This is a genomic window from Jannaschia helgolandensis (assembly GCF_900109285.1).
Taxonomy (GTDB): domain Bacteria; phylum Pseudomonadota; class Alphaproteobacteria; order Rhodobacterales; family Rhodobacteraceae; genus Jannaschia; species Jannaschia helgolandensis.
The window spans coordinates 218,809-239,445 of sequence record NZ_FNZQ01000002.1 but is presented as its reverse complement, the minus strand read 5'-3'; the positions used below and the strand labels follow the sequence as shown (position 1 = coordinate 239,445).

The following is a 20,637-nucleotide window of genomic DNA, read 5'->3' as shown; positions in this document are numbered from 1 at the left end:
CATGCGTGCCCTGATTACCGGCACGTCGCGCGGCATAGGTGCTGCATTGGTCGACGAGGGCCGCGCGCGCGGGCACGAAGTGATCGGTACGACCCGTTCGGGCGATGCGCCGACCCTTGACGTAACTGATACGAGTGCGCAGGCCCGTGTCGCGGCAGAAATCGGCGCGATTGACCTGCTTGTCTGCAATGCAGGCGTCTTCCTCGATCGAGGCGCGACGCTGGAGACCCTGACCGCCGAGGCGCTGAACGACAGTTTCGCGACCAATGCGACCGGCGTGTTCCTGACCGTGCAGGCGCAGCTTGAAAATCTGTCCGAAGGGGGCCGGATTGCCATTATCTCATCGCAGATGGGGTCTTCGTCACAGGCCAGCGGCAACAGTTTCGCCTATCGCGCGTCCAAGGCGGCGGCGATCAATCTGGGACTCGGCCTGGCGGATGCCCTGCGGGAGCGGGGCATCGCGGTCGGTATCTATCATCCGGGTTGGGTCCGAACCGATATGGGTGGCAACTCGGCTGCGATCTCGGTCGAGACCTCGGCCAATGGATTATGGGATCGATTCGAGGCGTTGACCCTTGCACAGACCGGTGCATTCGAAACCTATGATGGGACGCCTCATCCTGTCTGATATCACCAGACGGGCCGCTCTGGCCTCGGGTGCGGCGCTGGCTTTTACAGGGCCGGTGTTGGCCAATGCACAGGTGTCCGTCTTCGCAGCCGCCAGCCTCAAGCCCGCTCTGGATGAAATCGCTGCGGGGTGGGACGTGACGCTATCATATGCGGGAAGCGGCACCCTTGCACGTCAGGTCGCTGCCGGCGCGCCAGCCGATGTCGTGTTGCTTGCGGCGACGGACTGGATGAACTGGCTGGCCGGACAGAATGTGCTGGTCGGCGATCCGGTCCCTGTGGCGGGCAACCGGCTTGTTCTGGTGGGACCCGCCGGTGTCGGTCGCGTCATGCTTTCTGGAAGGGGCATATCGGCGGCGCTCGGGCCAGGACGGCTGGCAATGGGCGATCCGATGTCGGTGCCCGCAGGGCGCTATGCCCAACAGGCGCTGGAGACGCTGGGCCTGTGGACCGGTCTCTCGGATCGTCTGCTGCTGACCACCGATGTGCGCGCCGCGCTGGCCTATGTTGCGCGCGGCGATGTGCCTTTGGGTGTGGTCTACAAGTCCGATGCTGTCGGCACCGGAGTAGAGGTCGCGGCAACCTTTCCTGCGGACAGCCATGCGCCGATCCTCTATCTGGCCGCCTGCGTGACGGCCCGGCCCGAGGCGGCGGAGTTCCTGTCGCATCTCCGCGCCTCCGGTGACATCCTCGCGGCTTACGGCTTCACCGCCGCACCGACCGAATGATTGAGCTGCCGCCCGAGGCATGGGAGGCGCTGCGCCTGTCTCTGAAGGTATCCATCGTGGCGACCGTCCTGTCGCTGCCCGTGGCGATCTGGGTGGCGCACATTCTGGCGCGGGGCCGATTTCGCGGTCGGGGTTTGCTGGATGCCCTTGTCCACCTGCCACTGGTGCTGCCGCCGGTCGTAACCGGATACGCCCTGCTTTTGCTGTTCTCGCGCTCCGGGCCTCTGGGCGCGGTGCTGGAGCCGTTAGGCCTCGGCCTTGCCTTCCGCTGGACGGGGGCTGCGCTGGCAGCGGCGATTATGGGATTCCCCTTGATCGTACGCGCGATCCGGCTGGCGTTCGAAGCGGTCGATCCCAAACTGGAGGAGGCGGCGGCAACACTTGGTGCATCGCCCTGGCGGGTCTGGCGGACGGTCACGTTGCCGCTGGCCGCACCGGGCGTTTTGGCGGGGGCGACGCTGGGCTTCGCCAAGGCCTTCGGCGAATTCGGCGCGACGATCACCTTCGTCGCCTCCATCCCCGGCGAGACGCGGACCTTGCCCTCGGCGATCTATGCCTTTTTGCAAGTCCCGGATGGCGGGGCGGGCCTGCGCGGACTGGTGGCGATTGCGGTTGTGGTCGCAGTGGGAGCAGTCCTGGTTTCGAACTGGCTGGCGCCGCGCATCGCTGCCCGCGTGGCGGGTCGCTGATGTTGGACGTGTCAGTTCAGCACCGGGTCGGGGCGTTCACGCTGGACGTCGATTTGCAGACCGCATCCGGCGTCACGGCGGTCTTCGGCCCGTCGGGTGCGGGCAAGACCACGCTGGCACGTTGCGTCGCCGGTTTGACGCGACCGGATACCGGGCGGATCGCAGTGGACGGGCGGGTCGTGTTCGATGGCGATACGGACCTGCCGCCGCATCGGCGCGACATAGGATATGTGTTTCAGGAGGCGCGGTTGTTCCCGCATCTGAGCGTCCGGGCCAACCTGATGTATGGCGCGCGGCGCGACATGGACCCGACCGATGTGGCAAATATGCTGGGTATTGCCGATCTGCTGGACCGGCGCCCCGGCGGTCTCTCGGGTGGCGAGGGGGCACGGGTCGCTATCGGACGCGCCCTGCTGCGGCAGCCGAAACTGTTGATCATGGACGAGCCGTTGGCGGCGCTGGATGCCCGGCGGCGCGAGACGATCCTTCCATGGCTGGAGCGGTTGAGGGGGGCTGGCGTGCCGATCCTCTATATTTCGCACGCCATCGAGGAGGTCGCGCGATTGGCGGACACCCTGGTTCTGCTGCGGGAGGGGCGCGTGGTGCGGGCCGGGCCGTTGACCGAAATCCTCTCCGACCCCGAGGCTGCCGCGCTGATGGGACCGAGCCAGGCGGGCGCGGTGCTGGAGGGTGATGTGATCGAGGTCGCCGATGGCTTGGCCGCAATCCGGACCCCGGCGGGCGTCTTGCACGTCGCGGGCGTGACCGGGGGCCGCGTGCGCATCCGCATCCGGGCCGAAGACGTTATCGTCGCTACCCAGGAGCCGCAGGGCTTGTCCGCGCTCAATACCCTGCCTGCCGTGATCGAAGCAGTGCAGGCCGGGCAGGGGCCGGGCGTCATGCTGCGGTTACAGGCCGGAGATGGGGTATTGCTGGCAAGGCTGACCCGACGGTCGTTCGACAGGCTGGGGTTGGGCGTGGGGCAGAAGGTCTGGGCCGTCCTCAAGACCAGCGGCGTGGCGCGATCGGACGTGGGGGGCGGAAGTTAGCGCGCGCGATGCAACGCGGCTTCGAGGCCCGGCAGCAACGCGCGTCTTTCGCCCGGTGTCAGGAACGATCCGATCTCGACCGCGCGCGGACCGCCTTCCAGTGTCAGGTAATCCTCGACCCGGCCCACTTTCGCGTGCCATTTCACGCGCGCCCAATGCGAATTCGCCAGCCAGTCGCGGGTGGAACCATCGGGGTCTGTCCGGGTCAGGGTAGCGGTATCTGCCGTCACGGAAAACACTTCCAGAATATCGCGGTCTTTCCAGCTGCGATTTAGCGACCACCACAGAGCGACGACCGATAACATCGCAAAGGGCAGGATACCCCAGAGGGCGACTGTTCCCAGAAGCGCGACCAGCGGCAACATCGCCATGACGGAGGTGCCGCCCATGATCCAGACAAAGCCGGTCCCGGTTAGTGACTGATGCGGCCAGAGCCGCACTTCATACAACAAGGCCCCGGACGATGCCGGGGCCTGCTGTCGGTCTACGGTGACCTCGTAGGGCATCAGTGTCCCGGTTGCTTGTCCCACATGTCGCGCGTGGGAAGCTGTTCGAACGTGTGCGCCGGCGGCGGGTTTGACAGGGTCCATTCCAGCGTGTCCGCATGCTCGCCCCAATAGGCCGGTTCGGTGACCTTGCGACCCGCGAGGATGGTGTAGAACACCACACCGATGAAGAACAGGAACGAGGCGAAGGACAGGAAGGCACCCCAGCTCGACACATAGTTCCAGAGCGCGAAGGCATCCGGATAGTCGATGTAGCGGCGTGGCATGCCCTGGCGGCCCAGGAAGTGCTGCGGGAAGAACGTCAGGTTCGCGCCGATGAAGAAGGTCCAGAAGTGCAGCTTTCCGGCCCATTCGGGATATTGGCGACCGGACATCTTGCCGATCCAGTAATATATGCCCGCAAAGATGCCGAATACCGCACCCAGAGACATCACATAGTGGAAGTGCGCGACCACGTAATAGGTATCGTGATAGACCCGGTCGATCCCGGCCTGGCTTAGCACGATGCCGGTCACGCCGCCGACGGTGAAGAGGAAGATAAACCCGACCGCGAACAGCATCGGGGTCTCGAAGCTGACCGAGCCGCCCCACATCGTCGCGATCCAGGAGAAGATCTTCACCCCCGTCGGAACCGCGATGATCATCGTCGCGACCATGAAGTAGGACTGCTGTGTCAGCGACATGCCGACCGTGTACATGTGGTGCGCCCAGACGACGAAGCCCAGACCGCCGATTGCGACCATCGCATAGACCATGGGCAGGTAACCGAAGATCGGTTTTTTTGAAAAGGTGCTGATGACATGAGACACGATGCCGAATGCGGGCAGAATCACGATGTAGACCTCGGGGTGACCGAAGAACCACAGGATGTTCTGATAGAGCACCGGGTCACCGCCTCCTGCCGGATCGAAGAACGTCGTTCCGAAGTTCCGGTCCGTCAGCAACATGGTGATCGCTCCGGCCAGAACCGGCAGTGCCAGCAGGATCAGCCAGGCCGTCACGAAGATCGACCACGCGAACAGCGGCACCTTGTGCAGCGTCATGCCCGGTGCGCGCATGTTCAGAAAGGTCGTGATGATGTTGATCGCGCCCAGAATGGACGACGCGCCCGATACGTGGACGGCGAAGATGGCGATATCGGTCGACATGCCCGCTTCGGTCGTGGACAGCGGCGGATACAGCACCCACCCGATGCCGGACCCGTTCTGACCGTTGCCACCGGGCACCAGCACCGACAGGATGGCCAGCGAAGTGCCTGCCACGAACAGCCAGAAAGACAGGTTGTTGAGGCGCGGAAAGGCCATGTCCGGCGCACCGATGTGCAGGGGCATGAAATAATTGCCGAAACCGCCGAACAGGGCCGGGATCACCACGAAGAACATCATAAGGATGCCGTGGCCGGTAATCAGCACGTTCCACAGGTGACCGTTCGGCGTGCAGGTTTCCGCGGCGTTCGCAAACAGCCGCGCCCCTTCGAGGCACATGAACTGAACACCCGGCTCCATAAGTTCGAGCCGCATGTAGATGGTGAACGACACCGAGATGAAACCCGCAAGTCCGGAAACGAACAGGTAAAGGATCCCGATATCCTTGTGATTTGTAGACATGAACCAGCGCGTGAAGAAGCCCGGCTTCTCGTGCGTGTCGTGTCCGGTCTGTGCGGCGTCGGCCATGCGGTCGCTCCCGTGACGTGAAAATCGATTCTGCGGCGGGATGCGGACACCCTTCCGTGATACAGGGCGTTCTAGCCCTCGTATCCCGCTGGGGCAACGGCACAAGAGGTCGCGGAGGGCGGGAAAATTGCCGCAGGGGTTGTTTTATCGGTCCTGTCTCAGGTTCGGTACTGCGCCAGAGCCCGGTTTTCCGCAGGAATGCGAACGCCGAACAGCAATGCGGCGTTCAGGGCCGTGAAAAGGAGCGCAACCCAGGTCAGTCCCAGAACCATGGGCGTCACGGCGATTTCTGCAATGACGACCGCATAATTCGGATGGGGGATTATGCGGAACGGCCCGCGTGACTCCAGCGGTTCGTTCAGGACGATGATGCGGGTGGTCCATCGCTCGCCCAGCGTGACCAGAACCCAGACCCGCAGGACTTGCAAGATGACGAAGGCCGCTAACCAGGGCAGGCGAAGCGGCTCATCCCAGCCCCAGACGACCATCGCCCCGATCCACGCAATGTGCAGGACGACGATGGCCGGATAGTGCGCCGCGCCATGTTCCACTGCCCCGCGTGCGAGCAAGCGGGCGGTATTGTGCCGCGCGATCGCCAGTTCGACCAATCGCTGCACGATCACGAAGGTCAGGAACAGGACCGGGCCGATCATGCGGAAATCTCCAGCGGAACGAAGGACGCGGTGAAGCCCGGGCCGAGCGCCATCATCAGGAACCGGCCCGTGCGCCCGGCTTTTCGGGCGGCATCCAGCACGAACAGGACGGTCGGCGCGCTCATGTTGCCATGGTCGCGGAGCACTTCGCGCTCCAGGTCGAGCGTGCCGTCGGGCAGGTCCAGCGCGGTTTCCAGCGCGGTGATGACCTTTGCTCCTCCGGGGTGACAGATCATGCCATCGAATTCGGCCCGCGTCCGACCCATGGCGGTCAGGGCCGCGTCGACCGCCCCTGCCATATGCGCCATGGCAAAGGCGGGAATGGACCTGTCGAAGATCACGCCAAGGCCGGAATCGTCCACGTCCCAGCCCATGATCTCCAATGTGTCGGGCCAGATGTGCTGAACGCCCGCGTCCAGCGTGATGGCAGCCGCGCCATTGGTCGACAGACAGGCCGCCGCAGCGCCGTCACCGAACAGAACGGTGGCGATGATATCTGACTTTTGCAGCCGATCCGTGCGGAACGATGGGGTGCAGGCCTCGACTACGATCAGCAGGACACGCGCGCCGGGACGCCCCTTGGCAAGCTGTGCGGCGATCGACAGACCGGAGGCGCCGCCCGCACACCCCAGCCCGAAAACCGGCACTCGCATCACATCCTGGCGGAATCCCATATCGCTCCAGACCACTGCCTCCAGCGTCGGTGTGGCGATGCCTGTTGACGTGACGGTCACGACCACGTCAACCGTTTTCGCGGTCCAACCCGCGTCATCCAATGCGGCCGAAGCGGCATCGCGGACCATCGCGGCGCAGCCATCGTGCCAGATGCGGTTGCGCTCTTCCCACCCATGGGCGGCATCGTCGAACCATTCCAGCGGTGCGACCGAGCGTCTGCGTTCGATGCCGGACTGCGAAAAGGTTGTCAGGAGACGGGCGAATTGAGGATACCGCGGACCAAGGATCTTTTCGGCACGGGCCTGAACCAGATCCTGTGGCAGGTCGTGTGGCGGCAATACGGTCGCCAGCCCGTGAAGCATAACAGTCATGGGCCAATTATCCCGAGAGCGGATTAAGACCGCCGTTCGCGACAACATGGATCGCCGCAGAGTCGCGTCAAACGCTCATCGAACACAAAATCGGCATTCGACCGTTTACGCCACGTCACGACAGCCTGTAGATTCGCCTGAGCGGTGGGACGACGTATCTGCCGAATATCAGGAGGCCAATCGATATGAAGGCTTACGTAATCTTCGACGTCGATATCCGCGATGCGGATGAGTATCAGATCTTCATGACGCGCGTGAAGCCAGCCCTGGCCGAGGCAGGGGCGAAATATCTGGCGCGCGGCGGCCCGCACAGGGTGCACGAGGGCGATTGGGAACCGCGACGGATCGTCTTGATCGAGTTCCCATCCGTCGCCGCGTGGGAGGGGTTCTACAACGGACCAACCTACCAAGGACTCAAAACGATCAGGGATGCCTGCAGTTCTGCTCGACTGGTCTGTGTCGAAGGGCTGGATACGTCAGTTTGACGAACCCGGTTTGATGCCGCCTATGCGTCGCTGACATTCGGAAAAGCATGCCCGAACGTCCGCTTCAAAGCCGCGTCCAGATCGTCCATCGTCACCGGCAGCCCCAGGTCGACCAGCGACGTGATTCCATGTCCGGTGATGCCACAGGGCACGATACCATTGAAATGCGACAGATTTGGCTCAACGTTGATCGACAGGCCATGAAAGCTGACCCATTTCGACAGGCGGATGCCGATGGCGGCGATCTTGTCTTCGCGCGGGGTGCCGTCGGGCAGGGGCGGTTTATCGGGCCGTTCGATCCAGACGCCGACCCGACCTTCGCGGATATGCCCGGTCAGTCCGAATTCGGCCAGTGCGGCGATGACCCAGGTTTCCAGCGTCTGCACGAAGGCGCGCACGTCGCGACCCCGCGCCCCGACGTCCAGCATCGTATAGACGACCCGCTGCCCCGGCCCGTGGTAGGTATATTGTCCGCCGCGCCGGGCCTCGTAGACGGGAAACCGGGCCGGGTCGGTCAGGTCCGCCGGTCTGGCCGAGGTTCCTGCCGTGTACAGCGCTGGATGTTCCAGCAACCAGATCGCCTCGTTCGCCGTGCCGTTGCGGATCGACGCGACCCGGTCCTGCATCGCGGTCAGGGCGTCGGGATAAGGGACGGGCGCGTCCGAAGTGATCCAGTCGGGTTGCATGATCGGTGACTAGGTCGGAGACCGCCGCGCCGCAAGTCGCGCCCACGGTCTGGGGTCCGACCCAAAGGCCATTCGCGACACGGCGCTTTTCGCGCTATCGCCCGACAAACCCTCTTTCCTTTCCCGTACGGCGCGGCTATCCCCGCGCCACGCTGAACTGGCTTTGCGGTCGTGGCGGAATTGGTAGACGCGCAGCGTTGAGGTCGCTGTGAGGTAACACTCGTGGGGGTTCGAGTCCCCCCGACCGCACCAGCCAGAAATGCCAAAACGCCGTCCCTTCATCGGGTCGGCGTTTTTGCATTTCGAAACGCACGTGAACCGGGGCAGGTCAGGCCGTCCGTGTGCCCCAGCCGCGCCATGCCGGGCGGGTGTCGGTCAAACTGATCTCGCCGTGACGCTCGGACCCCAGGCGCAGCGTCGCTTCGCGCAGAATTTCGATACCGACATTCGCATCCTTTGGCAGCAATGCACCGTCCAGTGGCCGTCCGAACGTCAGGTGATACGGCTGCACGTCCTTGTTAAGCGTTTCATGAAACAAGGTTATATCGCGCAATGTCGGGTGGATTGCATCGAAGGCATAGAACATCGCCGAATTGCGCGCCCGGATGTGCAGAGGAATGACCGGCAATTCGAACTTGCGCGCGATCATGGCGGCCGAGGCCATCCACGGACGTTCGTGCAGGCGAAGGCCGCGCCGCTTGGCCAGTCGTCCGCTGGGAAAGATAACGCCCAGACGCCCGGCTTCCAGCGCCTTACGCGTCAGTTGCATCGTTTCACGTGTCTTGCTGACAGTGCGCTTGTCCTCGCGCCATTCGACGGGAACGATGATGTCCGAAAACTGCGGTAAGACGCGAAGGATATCGCTGTTGGCATAGTAGAATGCATCGGACCGCCGCTGCATCAGCTGATCGTGCAGGATGATGCCGTCGGCGATGCCGGTGGGATGGTTCGTCACGACAAGGGCGGGACCGGTCGTCGGGACGTTTTCAATGCCCGTTGCGGTGACGCGACGGGCGATGCGGCGGGCAAGGTCCGCCATGATGTCGGGGACGGGCAAATCGATATAATGTGTGCCGATTTCGACCGAGCGTTCATAGGCCAGAAGACGGTCAAGGATGCCGCGCGCGGCTCGGGAGGAAACACCCGGTTCGAACAACCATGGGGCCCGTTCAGCAATCATTGGATCTAGACGGTCGCGCATGGCGCTTCCTCAGCATTCTAAGTGTCAGGTCCATGATAGCCCTGTCAGATTATGAGACAAATAGTCCTGCGTGGCCAGCAATTCCACTGCGTATTGGTGGTGAACGCAAAAACCCGCTGTCGTGGGGTTTCACGCATCGCTCCTGCGGCACGCTAATCATTATATCGGTGAAATAAGAAGCCTGCCCGCTCTGCACCCGAATGATGGCTTGCGTGACCTCATGAGCCGCGCCGTAACACCCACCTAAATCAATCAGCCGCGTCGGCATGATCCCCATTGCCCGACGATACCCGATAATCCGGACGTGTCATGCTTTCAGCATCCGGATCACCATCTCCGACAGGTCACGGCTGAGACCTGTTGTTCCCAAAATTCGCTCCAGTTGTGCCTTCATCATGGCTTGACGGTCGGCATCGTAGCGGGTCCAGCCGTCGAATGCCGTCGACAGGCGAGCCGAAGTCTGGGGGTTCGATTTATCAAGGTGCAACAGCCATGACGCCAGGAATTCATAGCCTGTACCATCGGGATTATGAAATCCTGCCGGATTGCCGCCCGTCAGCCCCGCGATCAGGGACCGGAATCTGTTGGGGTTCGACGCGTCGAAATCCCTGTGTCGGGTCAAGCGATCGGCCACACCCACCGCATCGCGCGGCGCGGCATGGGCGACCTGCGCCATGAACCACTTGTCCATCACCAGGCGATCATCCTGCCAATCCTGTTCGAAGCTGTGGGCGACCGTCTCGTCGCCTGCATCCAGAAGGCAGGCGAAGGCCGCCATGCGATCGGTCATGTTGTTGGCCACGTCATAAGCCGCACGCGCCGCCTTGCCGCCATCGAGCATCGTCTGCAACCGCAGCAGGGTAGCGGAAAGCGCCCGTTTGCCGGCGTCCTCGGCTTTCGGGTCGTAACTGCCGGGGGTGGCATTGCTCTCACGCAGGTCGGACAGGTCGTCTCGGAGATGCTCGGCCATCGCAAGCTGTGCGGCGCGGCGGACGGCATAGATCCGATCCGGGTCGGGGACGACATCGGCATTGTGCAGCGACTGTGCCAGATCGTCTTCGGACGGAAGGGCAAGCGCCAGTGCCCGGAACGCCGGATCGGCATCGGTATCAGTCGCAAGGGTTGTCATCGCGTCCAGCCATGGCGCGTCGAAGTCAGCATCGTCCGTTACCGCACGCATCAGCCGGTCCTTGGCCAGCGCCCGACCGGCCTCCCATCGGTTGAACGGATCGGTATCATGCGCAAGCAGGGTAAGCCGCTCCGCGTCGGGTTGGACGAAGTCGAGGATGACGGGCGCGGAGAAGCCCCGCAGAATTGACAGAACCGGCTTTGCGTCCAAATCGAACGACAGGTGGTCGGTCTCGGACGTCAGCTCGTGGATCTGCGTTCCGACAACTTCCGACCCGTCCTGAGCCAGTAGTCCGAAGGCCAGTGGAATCGGCATCGGTTTCTTGTTTGCCTGACCCGGTGTGTCGGGGATGACCTGTTCCAGGTCAATACGATACGTGCCGTCGTTAAAGTGTTCTGTCACCTTCACGACTGGTGTTCCAGCCTGCGTATACCACAGCTTGAACTGTGTCAGATCACGACCCGTCGCCGCCTCGAAACAGGCCAGCCAGTCTTCGATGGTGCAAGCCTGCCCGTCGTGCCGTTCGAAATAAAGCGCGCATCCGGCAGCATATCCTTCGGCCCCCACCAGCGTGCGCAGCATGCCGATAAGCTCGGCACCTTTCTCATAGATGGTGGCGGTGTAGAAATTATTGATCTCGACAAAGCTTTCAGGCCGGACAGGATGGGCCAGCGGCCCGGCATCTTCGCGAAATTGGCGTGCGCGCAGGTTCAGCACATCGCCGATACGCTGCGTCGCAAAACCGCGCGCGTCCTGACTGAACTGTTGATCGCGAAACACCGTCAGCCCTTCCTTGAGACACAGCTGAAACCAGTCGCGGCAAGTGATGCGGTTGCCGGTCCAGTTGTGAAAATACTCATGCGCGACGATACGTTCGATATTGGCGAAATCCGCATCGGTCGCGGTTTCAGGCGAAGCCAGGACATATTTCGAGTTGAAGATGTTCAACCCCTTGTTTTCCATTGCGCCCATGTTGAAATCATCGACCGCCACGATGTTGAACACCGACAGGTCATAGACGCGGCCATAGACTTTTTCGTCCCAGGCCATCGACCGTTTCAGGCTGTCCAATGCATATGCGGTCCGCCCCTCGTCGCCGGGCCGGACCCAGACATTCAGCGCAACGTCGCGTCCGTCCATCGTGGTGAAACTGTCGTGTGTCGCGATCAGGTCGCCCGCGACAAGCGCGAACAGATAGGTCGGTTTGGGCCATGGATCGCGCCAGTGTCCATGAGCGGTTTCGTCGCCGTTCGACAGCATTACGGGAAGGTCTGCGTCGATCTGCACGTCATAGGTCGCCATCACGTCGGGCCGGTCCAGCATGTAGGTGATCCGGCGGAACCCCTCGGCCTCGCATTGTGTGCAATACATGCCGTTGGACATGTACAGCCCGGACAGGGCCTTGTTGGTCTGCGGCGCGATCTCGACCTCGGTTTCCAAAAGGAAGCTGTCGGGGGCGTTCAGAATCGTCAGCGTCGTATCGGTCAGACTGTAGGCGTCTGGAGATAACTCCTCTCCGTCCAGCCGGACGGCCCGAAGCTTCAGCAGTTCGCCATTCAGAACCATGTCGCCCGGCCCCTGACGGATACAGGTCAGGCGGGAAGAAACGCGCGTTGCCAAGGGGTCCAGACGGACCTGCAGATCGACGTGGGTCACCGTCACGGGAACGGGGGCATAATCGGCCAGATAGATGGTCTGGTCCTGTTCGGGGGTCGCATCGCGCATGGAAGGCTCCTTTTGCGGGCAAGCTAGGGCTGGCGGAATGGGGGCGCCAGTCTATTTCCGCTGAGGCGGGGAACACAGCGAAATGAGGGCGGTGTCGACATGGCCAGGATGATGGGGAAGGCGAATATGCCGATGAAAACCTGCGCGACCTGCGTGCGACCGTTCACATGACGTCGAAGTGGGCAAAGGGTTGGGGACCAGGTGCGATATTGTTCAGACAAATGCCGTATGAGGCGAAGCGGTAAGAAAACTTGACCAATCCTTGTTGCCGATAGGAAACCTGCGCGTTACATCCCTTCAAACGCTCAAGGAAGGATCGACATGACCCGTATCAATAAATCCGGCCTTCAGGTCTCGACCGATCTGGCCAGCTTCATAGACGACAAGGCACTTGTCGGCACCGGCGTCGATAGCGCCGCCTTCTGGGACGGCTTTTCGAAGCTCGTCCACGATCTGGCACCGAAGAACGCGGCCTTGCTTGCCAAACGCGCTTCGATCCAGACCCGGATCGACGATTGGCACAGGGCCCGCGCCGGTCAACCGCACGATGCCACAGCCTATAAGTCTTTTCTGACCGACATCGGTTATCTGTTTCCCGAAGGCCCCGATTTCACGCTGGAAACGCAAGGCGTTGACCCGGAAATCGCAGAGGTTCCCGGCCCGCAGCTGGTCGTGCCGATCACCAATGCACGGTATGCCCTGAACGCTGCGAATGCGCGCTGGGGCAACCTGTATGACGCGCTCTACGGCACGGATGCGATCGGCGATCTGCCGTCTGGCAAGGGGTATGACGCGGCGCGCGGTCAGCGGGTGATCGATTGGGGCAAGGGGTTTCTGGATCAGGTGCTGCCGCTGACTCAGGGGTCGTGGAAGCACGTGACCGATCTGAAGATCGAGGACGATCGACCCGTCCTGCGCAAGGGTGCCGACGTCGTGGAGATCGCCGATCCACACGCTTATCAAGGATGGGTCGAGACTGATGTCACGATCCGTGTTCTTTTGCGCAATAACGGGCTGGGGATCGTTCTGGTGATCGCGCGGGACGGCACGATCGGCCGTGACGATCCGATGGGTCTGGACGCGATTCATCTGGAGTCGGCGCTCTCCGCGATCATGGACTGCGAAGATTCGGTTGCCTGCGTTGATGCGGAAGACAAGATCGGTGCCTATGCGAACTGGCTGGGGCTGATGCGAGGCGATCTCTCGGAGCAGGTGACCAAGGGCGGCGAAACCTTTACCCGCGCGCTGAATCCCGACATGGAATTCAACGGTCCGGGTGGCGTCATCACTGCTAAGGGACGCGCCCTGATGTTAATTCGCAATGTCGGGCACCTGATGTCGAACCCGGCCATCCTGCTTCGCGACGGCAGCGAGATTCCGGAAGGACTGATGGATGCGGCGATCACGACGCTGATCGCGATGCACGATCTGAAGAAGACCGATGGGCCACGCAATTCGGTGACAGGGTCGGTCTACGTCGTGAAACCCAAGATGCACGGCCCCGAAGAGGTCGCCTTCGCGGACGAGATATTCTCCCGCGTCGAAGCGCTGCTGGGTCTGCCCGCGAATACCGTGAAACTGGGCATCATGGACGAGGAGCGCCGGACGTCGGTCAATCTGAAGGAGTGCATACGGGCCGCCAAGACGCGCGTGGCCTTCATCAATACCGGCTTCCTGGACCGGACCGGCGACGAGATACATACCAGTATGGAAGCCGGACCGATGCTGCCCAAGGGCGAGATGAAATCAACCCTCTGGATCAAGGCTTATGAAGACCGGAACGTTGATATCGGGTTGGCTTGCGGCTTGAAGGGCAGGGCGCAGATCGGCAAGGGGATGTGGGCCATGCCCGACCTGATGGCCGACATGCTGGAACAGAAGATCGGTCATCCGCAGGCTGGCGCGACCTGTGCCTGGGTTCCGTCGCCGACCGCCGCGACGCTGCACGCGACGCATTATCATCATGTCGACGTTCTGGCCCGTCAGGACGAACTGGCCGCCGGTGGCGCGCGGGGCACGCTGGAGGATCTGCTGACCATACCGGTGATGGAGGGGCGCAACCTGTCGGACGCGGAGGTCACGGCGGAAATCGAGAATAATGCGCAAGGCATCCTGGGGTATGTTGTCCGCTGGATCGATGCCGGCATCGGATGTTCCAAGGTCCCGGACATCAACGACGTCGGCCTGATGGAAGATCGCGCAACCTGCCGGATTTCGTCACAGGCGCTGGCGAATTGGCTGCACCACGGTGTGATCTCTGCCGATCAGGTCGAGGCCGGGATGCAGAAGATGGCCGCCAAGGTCGACGCCCAGAATGCGGGCGATCCAAGCTATGTGCCGATGGCGCCCGGCTTCGACGGTATCGCCTACAAGGCTGCGCAGGACCTTGTGTTCAAGGGCCGGGTGCAGCCATCCGGCTATACCGAACCGGTGCTGCACCGGCGTCGGCTAGAGCTGAAGGCCAGCTGACGCTACCCACCGAAAACTTATCGAAAGGACCATATCAATGGCCGAAATCAACCTGCGCCGCGCCCGCCAGATCATCAAAGGCATCATGGCGCGTGGCAAGGAGATGGATCTGAAACCACTGTCCGTCATCGTGCTGGATGCGGGTGGTAACGTGAAGGCGTTCGAACGGGACGATGCCGCCGCACCGGGCCGTTTCGCCATCGCACACGGCAAGGCCTATGGCTCGATCATGCTGGGCATGGCAGGCAAGGCCCAGATGGCGCGTGCCGAACAGCAGGCCTATTTCATGGCTGCCGTGAACGGTGTGTTCGGCGGGCAGGTCGTTCCGGTGCCGGGGGGCATACTGGTGCGTGATGCCAAGGATAATATCATCGGCGCGGTCGGGGTCACCGGCGACACATCGGACAACGACGCGGTTGCGGGCCTTGCCGGGATCGAAGCGGCGGGCCTTAAGGGCGAGGCCTGACCGCCACCGCTCGGGTTGCGGGAGTTTTGCGCCCACGGACCGCGGCAAGCGCCCATCTTCGGTTCGGGATCAATCTGGATAGCGGCATAGTGCAGGCCGCTCCTGCCGTCATCCACGGGCCAGACGGGCCTTGTGCGCCAGCGCATCCCCGCATCTGCCGATGCCGGACTATCGCGAGCGCATCCGGGTCGCTATCTTCCCCTGTAACCGGAGGACTGACATGCGCCCGATCGTCGGCATCATCTCGAACCACTATCTTATCAACGACCAATATCCTGCCCATGCCAACGGCTCTATGAACACTGATGCCGTATCCAAGGTCGCGGGTGCGATGCCGCTGACCTTTCCCGGCGATCCCTCGGTGGTCGGGATCGACGAGTTGCTTGAAACCTTCGACGGCTTTCTGCTGACCGGCGGGCGGCCCAACGTCCACCCCGAGGAATACGGTGAGGCCGAGACCGAGGCGCATGGCACCTTCGACCGCAACCGCGACCGCGTGGCCCTGCCGCTGATCCGCGCGGCGGTCGAGCGGGGTCAGCCCGTTCTGGGTATCTGCCGTGGTTTTCAGGAGATCGCGGTCGCCTTCGGGTCAACGCTGCATCCCGAAATCCGCGACCTGCCGGGGCGCACCAATCACCGCATGCCCCCCGACGGCACGCTCGAGGAGAAATTTGCCCTGCGCCACGACGTGCATTTCACGCCGGGCGGGCCGTTTGCCCGGCTGATGCGGTCCGAGACCGTCCTGACAAACACGCTGCACGGGCAGGGGATCAAGCAACCGGGGCCGCGCGTCCGGATTGATGGCTGGGCCCCCGATGAAACGCCCGAAGCCATCTTCATCGACGGCGCACCGGGCTTTGCGCTGGCCGTGCAATGGCACCCGGAGTGGAATGCGGACGACGACCCGGTGTCGCGCCCGCTGTTCGAGGCTTTCGGCGATGCCTGTCGGGCATGGCGCGCGGAACGGTCGACACCTTTGCAACGCGCGGGCTGATCAGAACCCGTAAAGACGGGCCGGATTGTCCACCAGAACGGCCTGCCTCACCTCGTCGTCCGGGCAAACCCGGTCAAACGCATCCAGCAGCGCGCCTGCCGCGCCGCGCTTTGCCCCGCCCAGCATGATCTGCGGCCAATCCGACCCCCACAGACAGCGCAGCGGATTGGCTGCCAGCATCGCCGCAACATGCGCATCCGCCGCCTCGAACGGTGTCGCGCAAAAGCGATAGGGCGCCGACAGTTTCACCCAGACATGGCCATGTTCCATCAGGTCGAGCAGGGCGCGAAACCCCGGTTCGTCGACTCCTTTCGACAGGTCCGGCCAGCCCATGTGGTCCAGAACGACCGGCACAGGCATCGCGGCGATCCGGGGGGCAAGTTCGGCCATATGGCGGTCGGCCTGCAACAGCATCTGCACGTGCAGTCCCCTGTCGGCCAGACGCGGGGCCATCGCCTCGACGCCATCCCACGACAGGACGCCGCCATGAACATAGTTCAGGCGCACGCCCTCGAACCCTTCGGACTGCAGATCATCCAGTTGATCCTCGGTCGCCGTATCGGTCACCAGGCCGATCCCGCGGGTCGTCTCCCGGCCCAGGGTATCTATGGTCCGGGCGGCCAGGCCGTTGTCGGTTCCATAAAGAATGGACTGGACGATGACCGTATGCGTTGTGCCGAGGGTCGTCATCTGCGCGCGGTAGGCGGCAATGTAATCGCGGAAGTTCCAGCCCTCGGCCGGATCCTCGACCCGCCCGTCCCACAGCCGGGCATCCGATGGCGCGCCGAGCATGTGAACATGCGTATCACAGGCCCCCTCCGGCGCACGGCGGGCGGGCGCGGTCGCGGGCAGCGGCGGATCGGAGCGCGGCAGTGTCATGTTGCAAGTGTATCGACCGGACCACCCCGCGACAATGTCATCAACGGCTGTCAGCCATATTGCTCCAGCATTTGCAGCAAATCATCATGAGAGTTCGCTTCCTGCACCGGCTTGTCCCTGCGCCAGCGCAACATCCTGGGAAATCGCAACGCCACGCCTGACTTGTGGCGCGTGGATTTCTGGATGCCCTCGAACCCGATCTCGAACACATGCTCGGGCGGGACCTGACGAACCGGACCGAAGCGCGCCAGCGTGTTGCGCCGCACCCAGTGGGTGATCTTGCGAAACTCCTCGTCGGTCAGGCCTGAATAGGCCTTGGTGAACGGCACCAGCTCGTTTCCCTTCCAGACCGCGAAGGTAAAATCGGTGTACAGGTTCGCCCGTCGCCCGTGCCCGGCCTGCGCATAGATCATCACCGCATCCAGCGAGAGAGGGTCCAGCTTCCACTTCCACCAGTCGCCCTTCTTGCGGCCGACGTGATAAACGCTGTCGCGGCGTTTCAGCATCAGACCCTCGGCATCCGCATCGCGGGCGGTGGCGCGGACCTTCGCCAGATCGTGCCAAGTTTCGAACGGAATCAATGGCGACATGGCGACCGGGGCGTCCGACGGCAGGTCGGCCAGCAACGTCGCCAGACGCGCGCGTCGTTCGACAAAGGGCAGGGCGCGCAGGTCTTTCCCGCCCTGTTCCAGCAGGTCATAGGCACGCAGGATCACAGGCGCTTCGGCCAGCAATTTCTTCGGCACCGTCTTGCGCCCGATGCGCGGTTGCAGCGCAGAAAACCGCAGGGGGCGATGTGCTTCGGCGTCCCAGACCAGAATTTCGCCGTCCAGAACCGTGCCATCGGGAATGAAATCGGCGGCGCGGGCGAATTCGGGGAAACGGTCGGTCATCAACTCCTCTCCGCGCGACCACAGGTGATGCTGTCCGCCGCGCAGGATCAGCTGTCCGCGAATGCCGTCCCATTTCCATTCCGCCAGCCAATCCGCAGGCGGACCCAGGTTGGCCACATCTCCCTCGACGCCATAGGCCAGACAGAAGGGATAGGGTCGGCTCAGGTCAGCGTCAGGGTCCGGGTCCGTAATCAGCGCGGCATAGCCTGTGCTGTCCGGCGTCCAGTTGCCCATCAGGCGATGCGCCAGTTCCACTTCTGCAATGCCGGTGGCACGGGCCAGCGCGCGGGTCATCAGCTTTTGGCTCACGCCGACACGAAACCCGCCTGTGATCAGCTTGTTGAAGACGAAGCGCTCCGTGCCTGCCAGCCGATCCCACGCCTGCAGGATCGCGGCCTTGCGCGTGGGTTCATCGACGGCTGACAAGGCGCGTATATCGGTGATCCAGTCGGTCAGGCTGCGGTCCGAGGTCGCGCCCGGTTCGGGCAGGACCAGATGGATGGTCTCGGCCAGGTCACCCACCACATCATAGCTCGCCTTGAACAGCCACATCGGCAGGTCCGCCAGTTCGGCAGCCCATTCCGACAAGCGTCTGGCGTTGACCGTGCGCTTGGGTCTGCGTCCCGACAGCAGGGCAATCGTCCAGAGGCGGTCCTGTTCCGGCGCATCGGCGAAATACGCAGCCAGCGCAGCAGTCTTGAGCGTGGTCTTTGTGGTCTGATCCAACGCGGTGAACAGGGTGGCGAAACGTTTCATGCCGTGCCGCCCCGCAAAAAGGCCGCCATCGCGTCGACGGCGTGGTCGGCCTTGGGCGTGCGGCCGACGAATAATTGCCAGACATGCGGCACACCGTCCGTTTTTTGCACTTCTACGGAGACGCCCGCGCGGACCAGGTGCTCCGCGATGGCGTCCGTATCCGCCTCGAGCACCTCGCCCGTGGCACATTGGATCAGCACCGGCGGAGAATTGTCGAAGACCGCGTGGATCGGGGAAACGCGCGGATTTCTGGGGTCGGCGCATCCGACGTAATCGCGGGCGACACGGTGAAGCAGTGCCAAGGGGAAGATCATCTCGCCACGAGTGTCCGGCGTCTGTCGGGATGGATCAAGGTCGACTGCAGGCGAGACAAGAACAACCCGTTCCGGCGGTGTGCCGTCCGCCAGCAGGTCGGCCAATGTCGTCAGGGCAAGGGTTCCGCCCGCGCTGTCACCGCCCAGGGCAAGCGGGCCTGCGGCGATCAGTTCACGGGCAACGGCAATGCAATCGTCCGGCCCGGCCGGGAAAGGATGTTCCGGCGCAAGACGATACTCCGGCAGGATCACGTGTCGCCCCGATCGTTGTGCCAGGGCAAGTGCCAGGCGGGCATAGCTGCGGGCCGATCCCAGAACGAATCCGCCGCCATGCATCCAGAGAAGGGAACCTGCCGCATCCATGGGTGCGAAAACGTGGCAGGGGACTCCCGCGATTGTTCTTCTTGTGACTGTCATCCCGTCGAGCTGCGGCGTGCGCGGAGTCAGCAGCCGGACCGCATGCCGATGCAGCGCCCAGGGCAGGGGCAGGGTCAGAGCCGGTTTGACGATGCCCCGGCAGATCACCACCAGCGCCCGATCCCGCCAACTCATGCGATATCCTCGGCGTCGAGCAACTCGTCCCCGAACTCGGTCTGCACGATCTGCGCATCGTAGCCCTGATGCTCCAGCCAGTCGCGGAACGTCGAAGTATAGCCGTGGGTCGCGAAGATCCGCGTCGCGCCGGTTTCCGCGACAGCCGCGTTCAGACCCTTCCAGTCGGCATGATCGCTGACGACAAAACCGCGCTCGGTTGCCCGCCTGCGCCGCACGCCGCGCAGCGCCATCCAGCCCGATGCAAAGGCCGTGGCGACCGGCCCGAAGCGTCGGGACCAGGTGCTGTCGAGTGCAGAGGGCGGTGCGATGAGCATGGCACCGGGAGAGGCCTTGGGATCGAGGTCGGGGGTGACGCGCACCGTGTCCGGCAGGCGCAGGCCTTGCGCGCGCAACACTTCGTTCGTGTTCTCGACCGCGCCATGGGTCAGGATCGGACCGATGTCTGGGTCCAGCATCGTAATGACGCGTTGCGCCTTGCCCAGCGAATAGGCGCCGATCGCGGACACGCGGCCCTGTTCGGCATTCGCCCGCCACCAATCGTTGATCTGCGCTGCCAGTTCAGCTTCGGGGCGCCAGTCGAACACCGGCAATCCGAAGGTACATTCGGTGATGAAAGCGTGACATTTCACCGGCTCGAACGGCTCTGACAGGCCATCGGCGGTGGTCTTGTAATCGCCCGACACGACCCAGACCTCGCCCTTGTGCTCGACGCGGATCTGCGCGCTGCCGGGGACGTGACCTGCGGGGTGAAAGCTGACGGTGACGCCATTGATATCGCGTCTTTCGCCAAAGGCGATCCCGTCGAGTGTGATCTCCCCCAGCCGGTGGCGTATGACCGGGGCGGCTGCGTGTGTTGTCAAATAGCGGCGATGCCCGGGATAGGAGTGGTCGGCGTGGCCATGGGTCACCAGCGCACGATCGACCGGCTTCCACGGATCGATGTGGAAGCCGCCGGCGGGGCAATAGATGCCTTCGTCACGAAATTCGAGAACCATGGTGATAATTTAGGGCCTGATCGTCATCAGGACCAGTCGCCAGACGCCGTAAGCTTTTCCGACATCTGTGTCGGCGTCCAGATTCAGGCGGGAATGTGGCGAATCACAAATTCCTCCGA

General features: G+C 63.1%; 19 protein-coding genes and 1 tRNA gene. 9 read left to right on the top strand and 11 right to left on the bottom strand.

The window, feature by feature from the left end:
- Position 1: 1 nt before the first annotated feature.
- Genes BMY38_RS08155 through modC form a run of 4 tightly spaced genes read left to right on the top strand, consistent with a single transcriptional unit; the run spans position 2 to position 3,093 of the window.
- Positions 2 to 628, top strand: a complete 627-nt coding sequence (locus BMY38_RS08155; RefSeq protein WP_092761701.1) for an SDR family NAD(P)-dependent oxidoreductase — start codon at positions 2 to 4, stop codon at positions 626 to 628.
- Positions 606 to 1,355, top strand: a complete 750-nt coding sequence (gene modA, locus BMY38_RS08150; protein WP_092762013.1) for a molybdate ABC transporter substrate-binding protein — start codon at positions 606 to 608, stop codon at positions 1,353 to 1,355. Before BMY38_RS08155 ends, modA begins: the two co-directional genes overlap by 23 nt.
- Entirely contained in the window at positions 1,352 to 2,044 is a 693-nt protein-coding gene (gene modB, locus BMY38_RS08145) for a molybdate ABC transporter permease subunit (RefSeq protein WP_092761699.1), read from the top strand. Before modA ends, modB begins: the two co-directional genes overlap by 4 nt.
- Positions 2,044 to 3,093 carry a molybdenum ABC transporter ATP-binding protein gene (gene modC / locus BMY38_RS08140; protein WP_342707749.1) on the top strand — a complete coding sequence of 350 codons (1,050 nt, stop codon included), beginning with the start codon at positions 2,044 to 2,046 and terminating at the stop codon, positions 3,091 to 3,093. The genes modB and modC overlap by 1 nt, the downstream gene beginning before the upstream one ends.
- On the opposite strand, the gene BMY38_RS08135 is transcribed toward modC, so the two are convergent.
- From BMY38_RS08135 to BMY38_RS08120, 4 genes are all read right to left on the bottom strand, one after another.
- Complete coding sequence (locus BMY38_RS08135; RefSeq protein WP_092761697.1) at positions 3,090 to 3,599, bottom strand: DUF2244 domain-containing protein; 510 nt, start codon at positions 3,597 to 3,599, stop codon at positions 3,090 to 3,092. The genes modC and BMY38_RS08135 overlap by 4 nt on opposite strands.
- Positions 3,599 to 5,272, bottom strand: coding sequence for a cytochrome c oxidase subunit I (locus tag BMY38_RS08130; protein ID WP_092761695.1), 1,674 nt, complete (start codon positions 5,270 to 5,272; stop codon positions 3,599 to 3,601). Before BMY38_RS08130 ends, BMY38_RS08135 begins: the two co-directional genes overlap by 1 nt.
- Before the next feature lie 158 nt (positions 5,273 to 5,430).
- Positions 5,431 to 5,925: an isoprenylcysteine carboxyl methyltransferase family protein gene (locus BMY38_RS08125; RefSeq protein ID WP_092761693.1), complete on the bottom strand. Its 495-nt coding sequence runs from the start codon at positions 5,923 to 5,925 to the stop codon at positions 5,431 to 5,433.
- Positions 5,922 to 6,971, bottom strand: coding sequence for a type III polyketide synthase (locus BMY38_RS08120; protein ID WP_092761691.1), 1,050 nt, complete (start codon positions 6,969 to 6,971; stop codon positions 5,922 to 5,924). The genes BMY38_RS08125 and BMY38_RS08120 overlap by 4 nt, the downstream gene beginning before the upstream one ends.
- Before the next feature lie 185 nt (positions 6,972 to 7,156).
- Here BMY38_RS08120 and BMY38_RS08115 point away from each other — a divergent pair, with 185 nt between their 5' ends.
- The gene (locus BMY38_RS08115) at positions 7,157 to 7,456 is read left to right on the top strand and encodes a DUF1330 domain-containing protein (RefSeq protein ID WP_092761689.1); all 300 of its coding nucleotides are present in this window, start codon (positions 7,157 to 7,159) and stop codon (positions 7,454 to 7,456) included.
- Positions 7,457 to 7,476: 20 nt separating this feature from the next.
- Here the strand turns inward: BMY38_RS08115 and lipB are convergent, their stop codons facing one another.
- Positions 7,477 to 8,142, bottom strand: a complete 666-nt coding sequence (gene lipB / locus BMY38_RS08110) for a lipoyl(octanoyl) transferase LipB (RefSeq protein WP_092761687.1) — start codon at positions 8,140 to 8,142, stop codon at positions 7,477 to 7,479.
- Between the two features lie 165 nt (positions 8,143 to 8,307).
- Here lipB and BMY38_RS08105 point away from each other — a divergent pair.
- Positions 8,308 to 8,394 (top strand) — tRNA-Leu (locus BMY38_RS08105).
- A gap of 76 nt (positions 8,395 to 8,470) precedes the next feature.
- Here BMY38_RS08105 and BMY38_RS08100 read toward each other — a convergent pair.
- Both BMY38_RS08100 and pepN read right to left on the bottom strand, forming a co-directional pair.
- Complete coding sequence (locus BMY38_RS08100; RefSeq protein WP_092761685.1) at positions 8,471 to 9,343, bottom strand: 1-acyl-sn-glycerol-3-phosphate acyltransferase; 873 nt, start codon at positions 9,341 to 9,343, stop codon at positions 8,471 to 8,473.
- 307 nt (positions 9,344 to 9,650) lie between these two features.
- Complete coding sequence (gene pepN / locus BMY38_RS08095) at positions 9,651 to 12,197, bottom strand: aminopeptidase N (protein ID WP_092761683.1); 2,547 nt, start codon at positions 12,195 to 12,197, stop codon at positions 9,651 to 9,653.
- Between the two features lie 321 nt (positions 12,198 to 12,518).
- On the opposite strand from pepN, the gene BMY38_RS08090 reads away from it, so the two are divergent.
- The 3 genes from BMY38_RS08090 (at position 12,519) to BMY38_RS08080 (ending at position 16,126) form a co-directional block, all read left to right on the top strand.
- Positions 12,519 to 14,666: a malate synthase G gene (locus BMY38_RS08090; protein WP_092761681.1), complete on the top strand. Its 2,148-nt coding sequence runs from the start codon at positions 12,519 to 12,521 to the stop codon at positions 14,664 to 14,666.
- A gap of 37 nt (positions 14,667 to 14,703) precedes the next feature.
- Positions 14,704 to 15,132: a GlcG/HbpS family heme-binding protein gene (locus BMY38_RS08085; RefSeq protein ID WP_092761679.1), complete on the top strand. Its 429-nt coding sequence runs from the start codon at positions 14,704 to 14,706 to the stop codon at positions 15,130 to 15,132.
- A 220-nt stretch (positions 15,133 to 15,352) separates the two neighbouring features.
- Positions 15,353 to 16,126 (top strand): gamma-glutamyl-gamma-aminobutyrate hydrolase family protein, encoded by a 774-nt coding sequence (locus BMY38_RS08080; protein WP_092761677.1) that lies wholly within the window; start codon positions 15,353 to 15,355, stop codon positions 16,124 to 16,126.
- On the opposite strand, the gene BMY38_RS08075 is transcribed toward BMY38_RS08080, so the two are convergent.
- From BMY38_RS08075 to BMY38_RS08060, 4 genes are read right to left on the bottom strand one after another with little or no spacing between them, the layout of a single operon-like run.
- Positions 16,127 to 17,005, bottom strand: coding sequence for an amidohydrolase family protein (locus BMY38_RS08075; RefSeq protein ID WP_092761676.1), 879 nt, complete (start codon positions 17,003 to 17,005; stop codon positions 16,127 to 16,129).
- Between the two features lie 50 nt (positions 17,006 to 17,055).
- The gene (locus BMY38_RS08070; protein ID WP_092761674.1) at positions 17,056 to 18,654 is read right to left on the bottom strand and encodes an ATP-dependent DNA ligase; all 1,599 of its coding nucleotides are present in this window, start codon (positions 18,652 to 18,654) and stop codon (positions 17,056 to 17,058) included.
- Complete coding sequence (locus tag BMY38_RS08065; RefSeq protein WP_092761673.1) at positions 18,651 to 19,520, bottom strand: alpha/beta hydrolase fold domain-containing protein; 870 nt, start codon at positions 19,518 to 19,520, stop codon at positions 18,651 to 18,653. Before BMY38_RS08065 ends, BMY38_RS08070 begins: the two co-directional genes overlap by 4 nt.
- Complete coding sequence (locus tag BMY38_RS08060; RefSeq protein ID WP_092761671.1) at positions 19,517 to 20,518, bottom strand: ligase-associated DNA damage response exonuclease; 1,002 nt, start codon at positions 20,516 to 20,518, stop codon at positions 19,517 to 19,519. Before BMY38_RS08060 ends, BMY38_RS08065 begins: the two co-directional genes overlap by 4 nt.
- Positions 20,519 to 20,637: the final 119 nt, after the last annotated feature.

What these genes read in the sequence shown, in the direction of transcription:
- BMY38_RS08090 (WP_092761681.1), top strand. Translation starts at nt 12,519, where the DNA reads ATGACCCGTATCAATAAATCCGGCCTTCAGGTCTCGACCGATCTGGCC.
- BMY38_RS08085 (WP_092761679.1), top strand. Translation starts at nt 14,704, where the DNA reads ATGGCCGAAATCAACCTGCGCCGCGCCCGCCAGATCATCAAAGGCATC.
- BMY38_RS08100 (WP_092761685.1), bottom strand. Translation starts at nt 9,343, where the DNA reads ATGCGCGACCGTCTAGATCCAATGATTGCTGAACGGGCCCCATGGTTG.
- BMY38_RS08155 (WP_092761701.1), top strand. Translation starts at nt 2, where the DNA reads ATGCGTGCCCTGATTACCGGCACGTCGCGCGGCATAGGTGCTGCATTG.
- BMY38_RS08075 (WP_092761676.1), bottom strand. Translation starts at nt 17,005, where the DNA reads ATGACACTGCCGCGCTCCGATCCGCCGCTGCCCGCGACCGCGCCCGCC.
- BMY38_RS08135 (WP_092761697.1), bottom strand. Translation starts at nt 3,599, where the DNA reads ATGCCCTACGAGGTCACCGTAGACCGACAGCAGGCCCCGGCATCGTCC.
- lipB (WP_092761687.1), bottom strand. Translation starts at nt 8,142, where the DNA reads ATGCAACCCGACTGGATCACTTCGGACGCGCCCGTCCCTTATCCCGAC.
- BMY38_RS08065 (WP_092761673.1), bottom strand. Translation starts at nt 19,520, where the DNA reads ATGAGTTGGCGGGATCGGGCGCTGGTGGTGATCTGCCGGGGCATCGTC.
- pepN (WP_092761683.1), bottom strand. Translation starts at nt 12,197, where the DNA reads ATGCGCGATGCGACCCCCGAACAGGACCAGACCATCTATCTGGCCGAT.
- modC (WP_342707749.1), top strand. Translation starts at nt 2,044, where the DNA reads ATGTTGGACGTGTCAGTTCAGCACCGGGTCGGGGCGTTCACGCTGGAC.
- BMY38_RS08080 (WP_092761677.1), top strand. Translation starts at nt 15,353, where the DNA reads ATGCGCCCGATCGTCGGCATCATCTCGAACCACTATCTTATCAACGAC.
- BMY38_RS08060 (WP_092761671.1), bottom strand. Translation starts at nt 20,518, where the DNA reads ATGGTTCTCGAATTTCGTGACGAAGGCATCTATTGCCCCGCCGGCGGC.
- BMY38_RS08070 (WP_092761674.1), bottom strand. Translation starts at nt 18,654, where the DNA reads ATGAAACGTTTCGCCACCCTGTTCACCGCGTTGGATCAGACCACAAAG.
- modB (WP_092761699.1), top strand. Translation starts at nt 1,352, where the DNA reads ATGATTGAGCTGCCGCCCGAGGCATGGGAGGCGCTGCGCCTGTCTCTG.
- BMY38_RS08130 (WP_092761695.1), bottom strand. Translation starts at nt 5,272, where the DNA reads ATGGCCGACGCCGCACAGACCGGACACGACACGCACGAGAAGCCGGGC.
- BMY38_RS08115 (WP_092761689.1), top strand. Translation starts at nt 7,157, where the DNA reads ATGAAGGCTTACGTAATCTTCGACGTCGATATCCGCGATGCGGATGAG.
- BMY38_RS08125 (WP_092761693.1), bottom strand. Translation starts at nt 5,925, where the DNA reads ATGATCGGCCCGGTCCTGTTCCTGACCTTCGTGATCGTGCAGCGATTG.
- BMY38_RS08120 (WP_092761691.1), bottom strand. Translation starts at nt 6,971, where the DNA reads ATGACTGTTATGCTTCACGGGCTGGCGACCGTATTGCCGCCACACGAC.
- modA (WP_092762013.1), top strand. Translation starts at nt 606, where the DNA reads ATGGGACGCCTCATCCTGTCTGATATCACCAGACGGGCCGCTCTGGCC.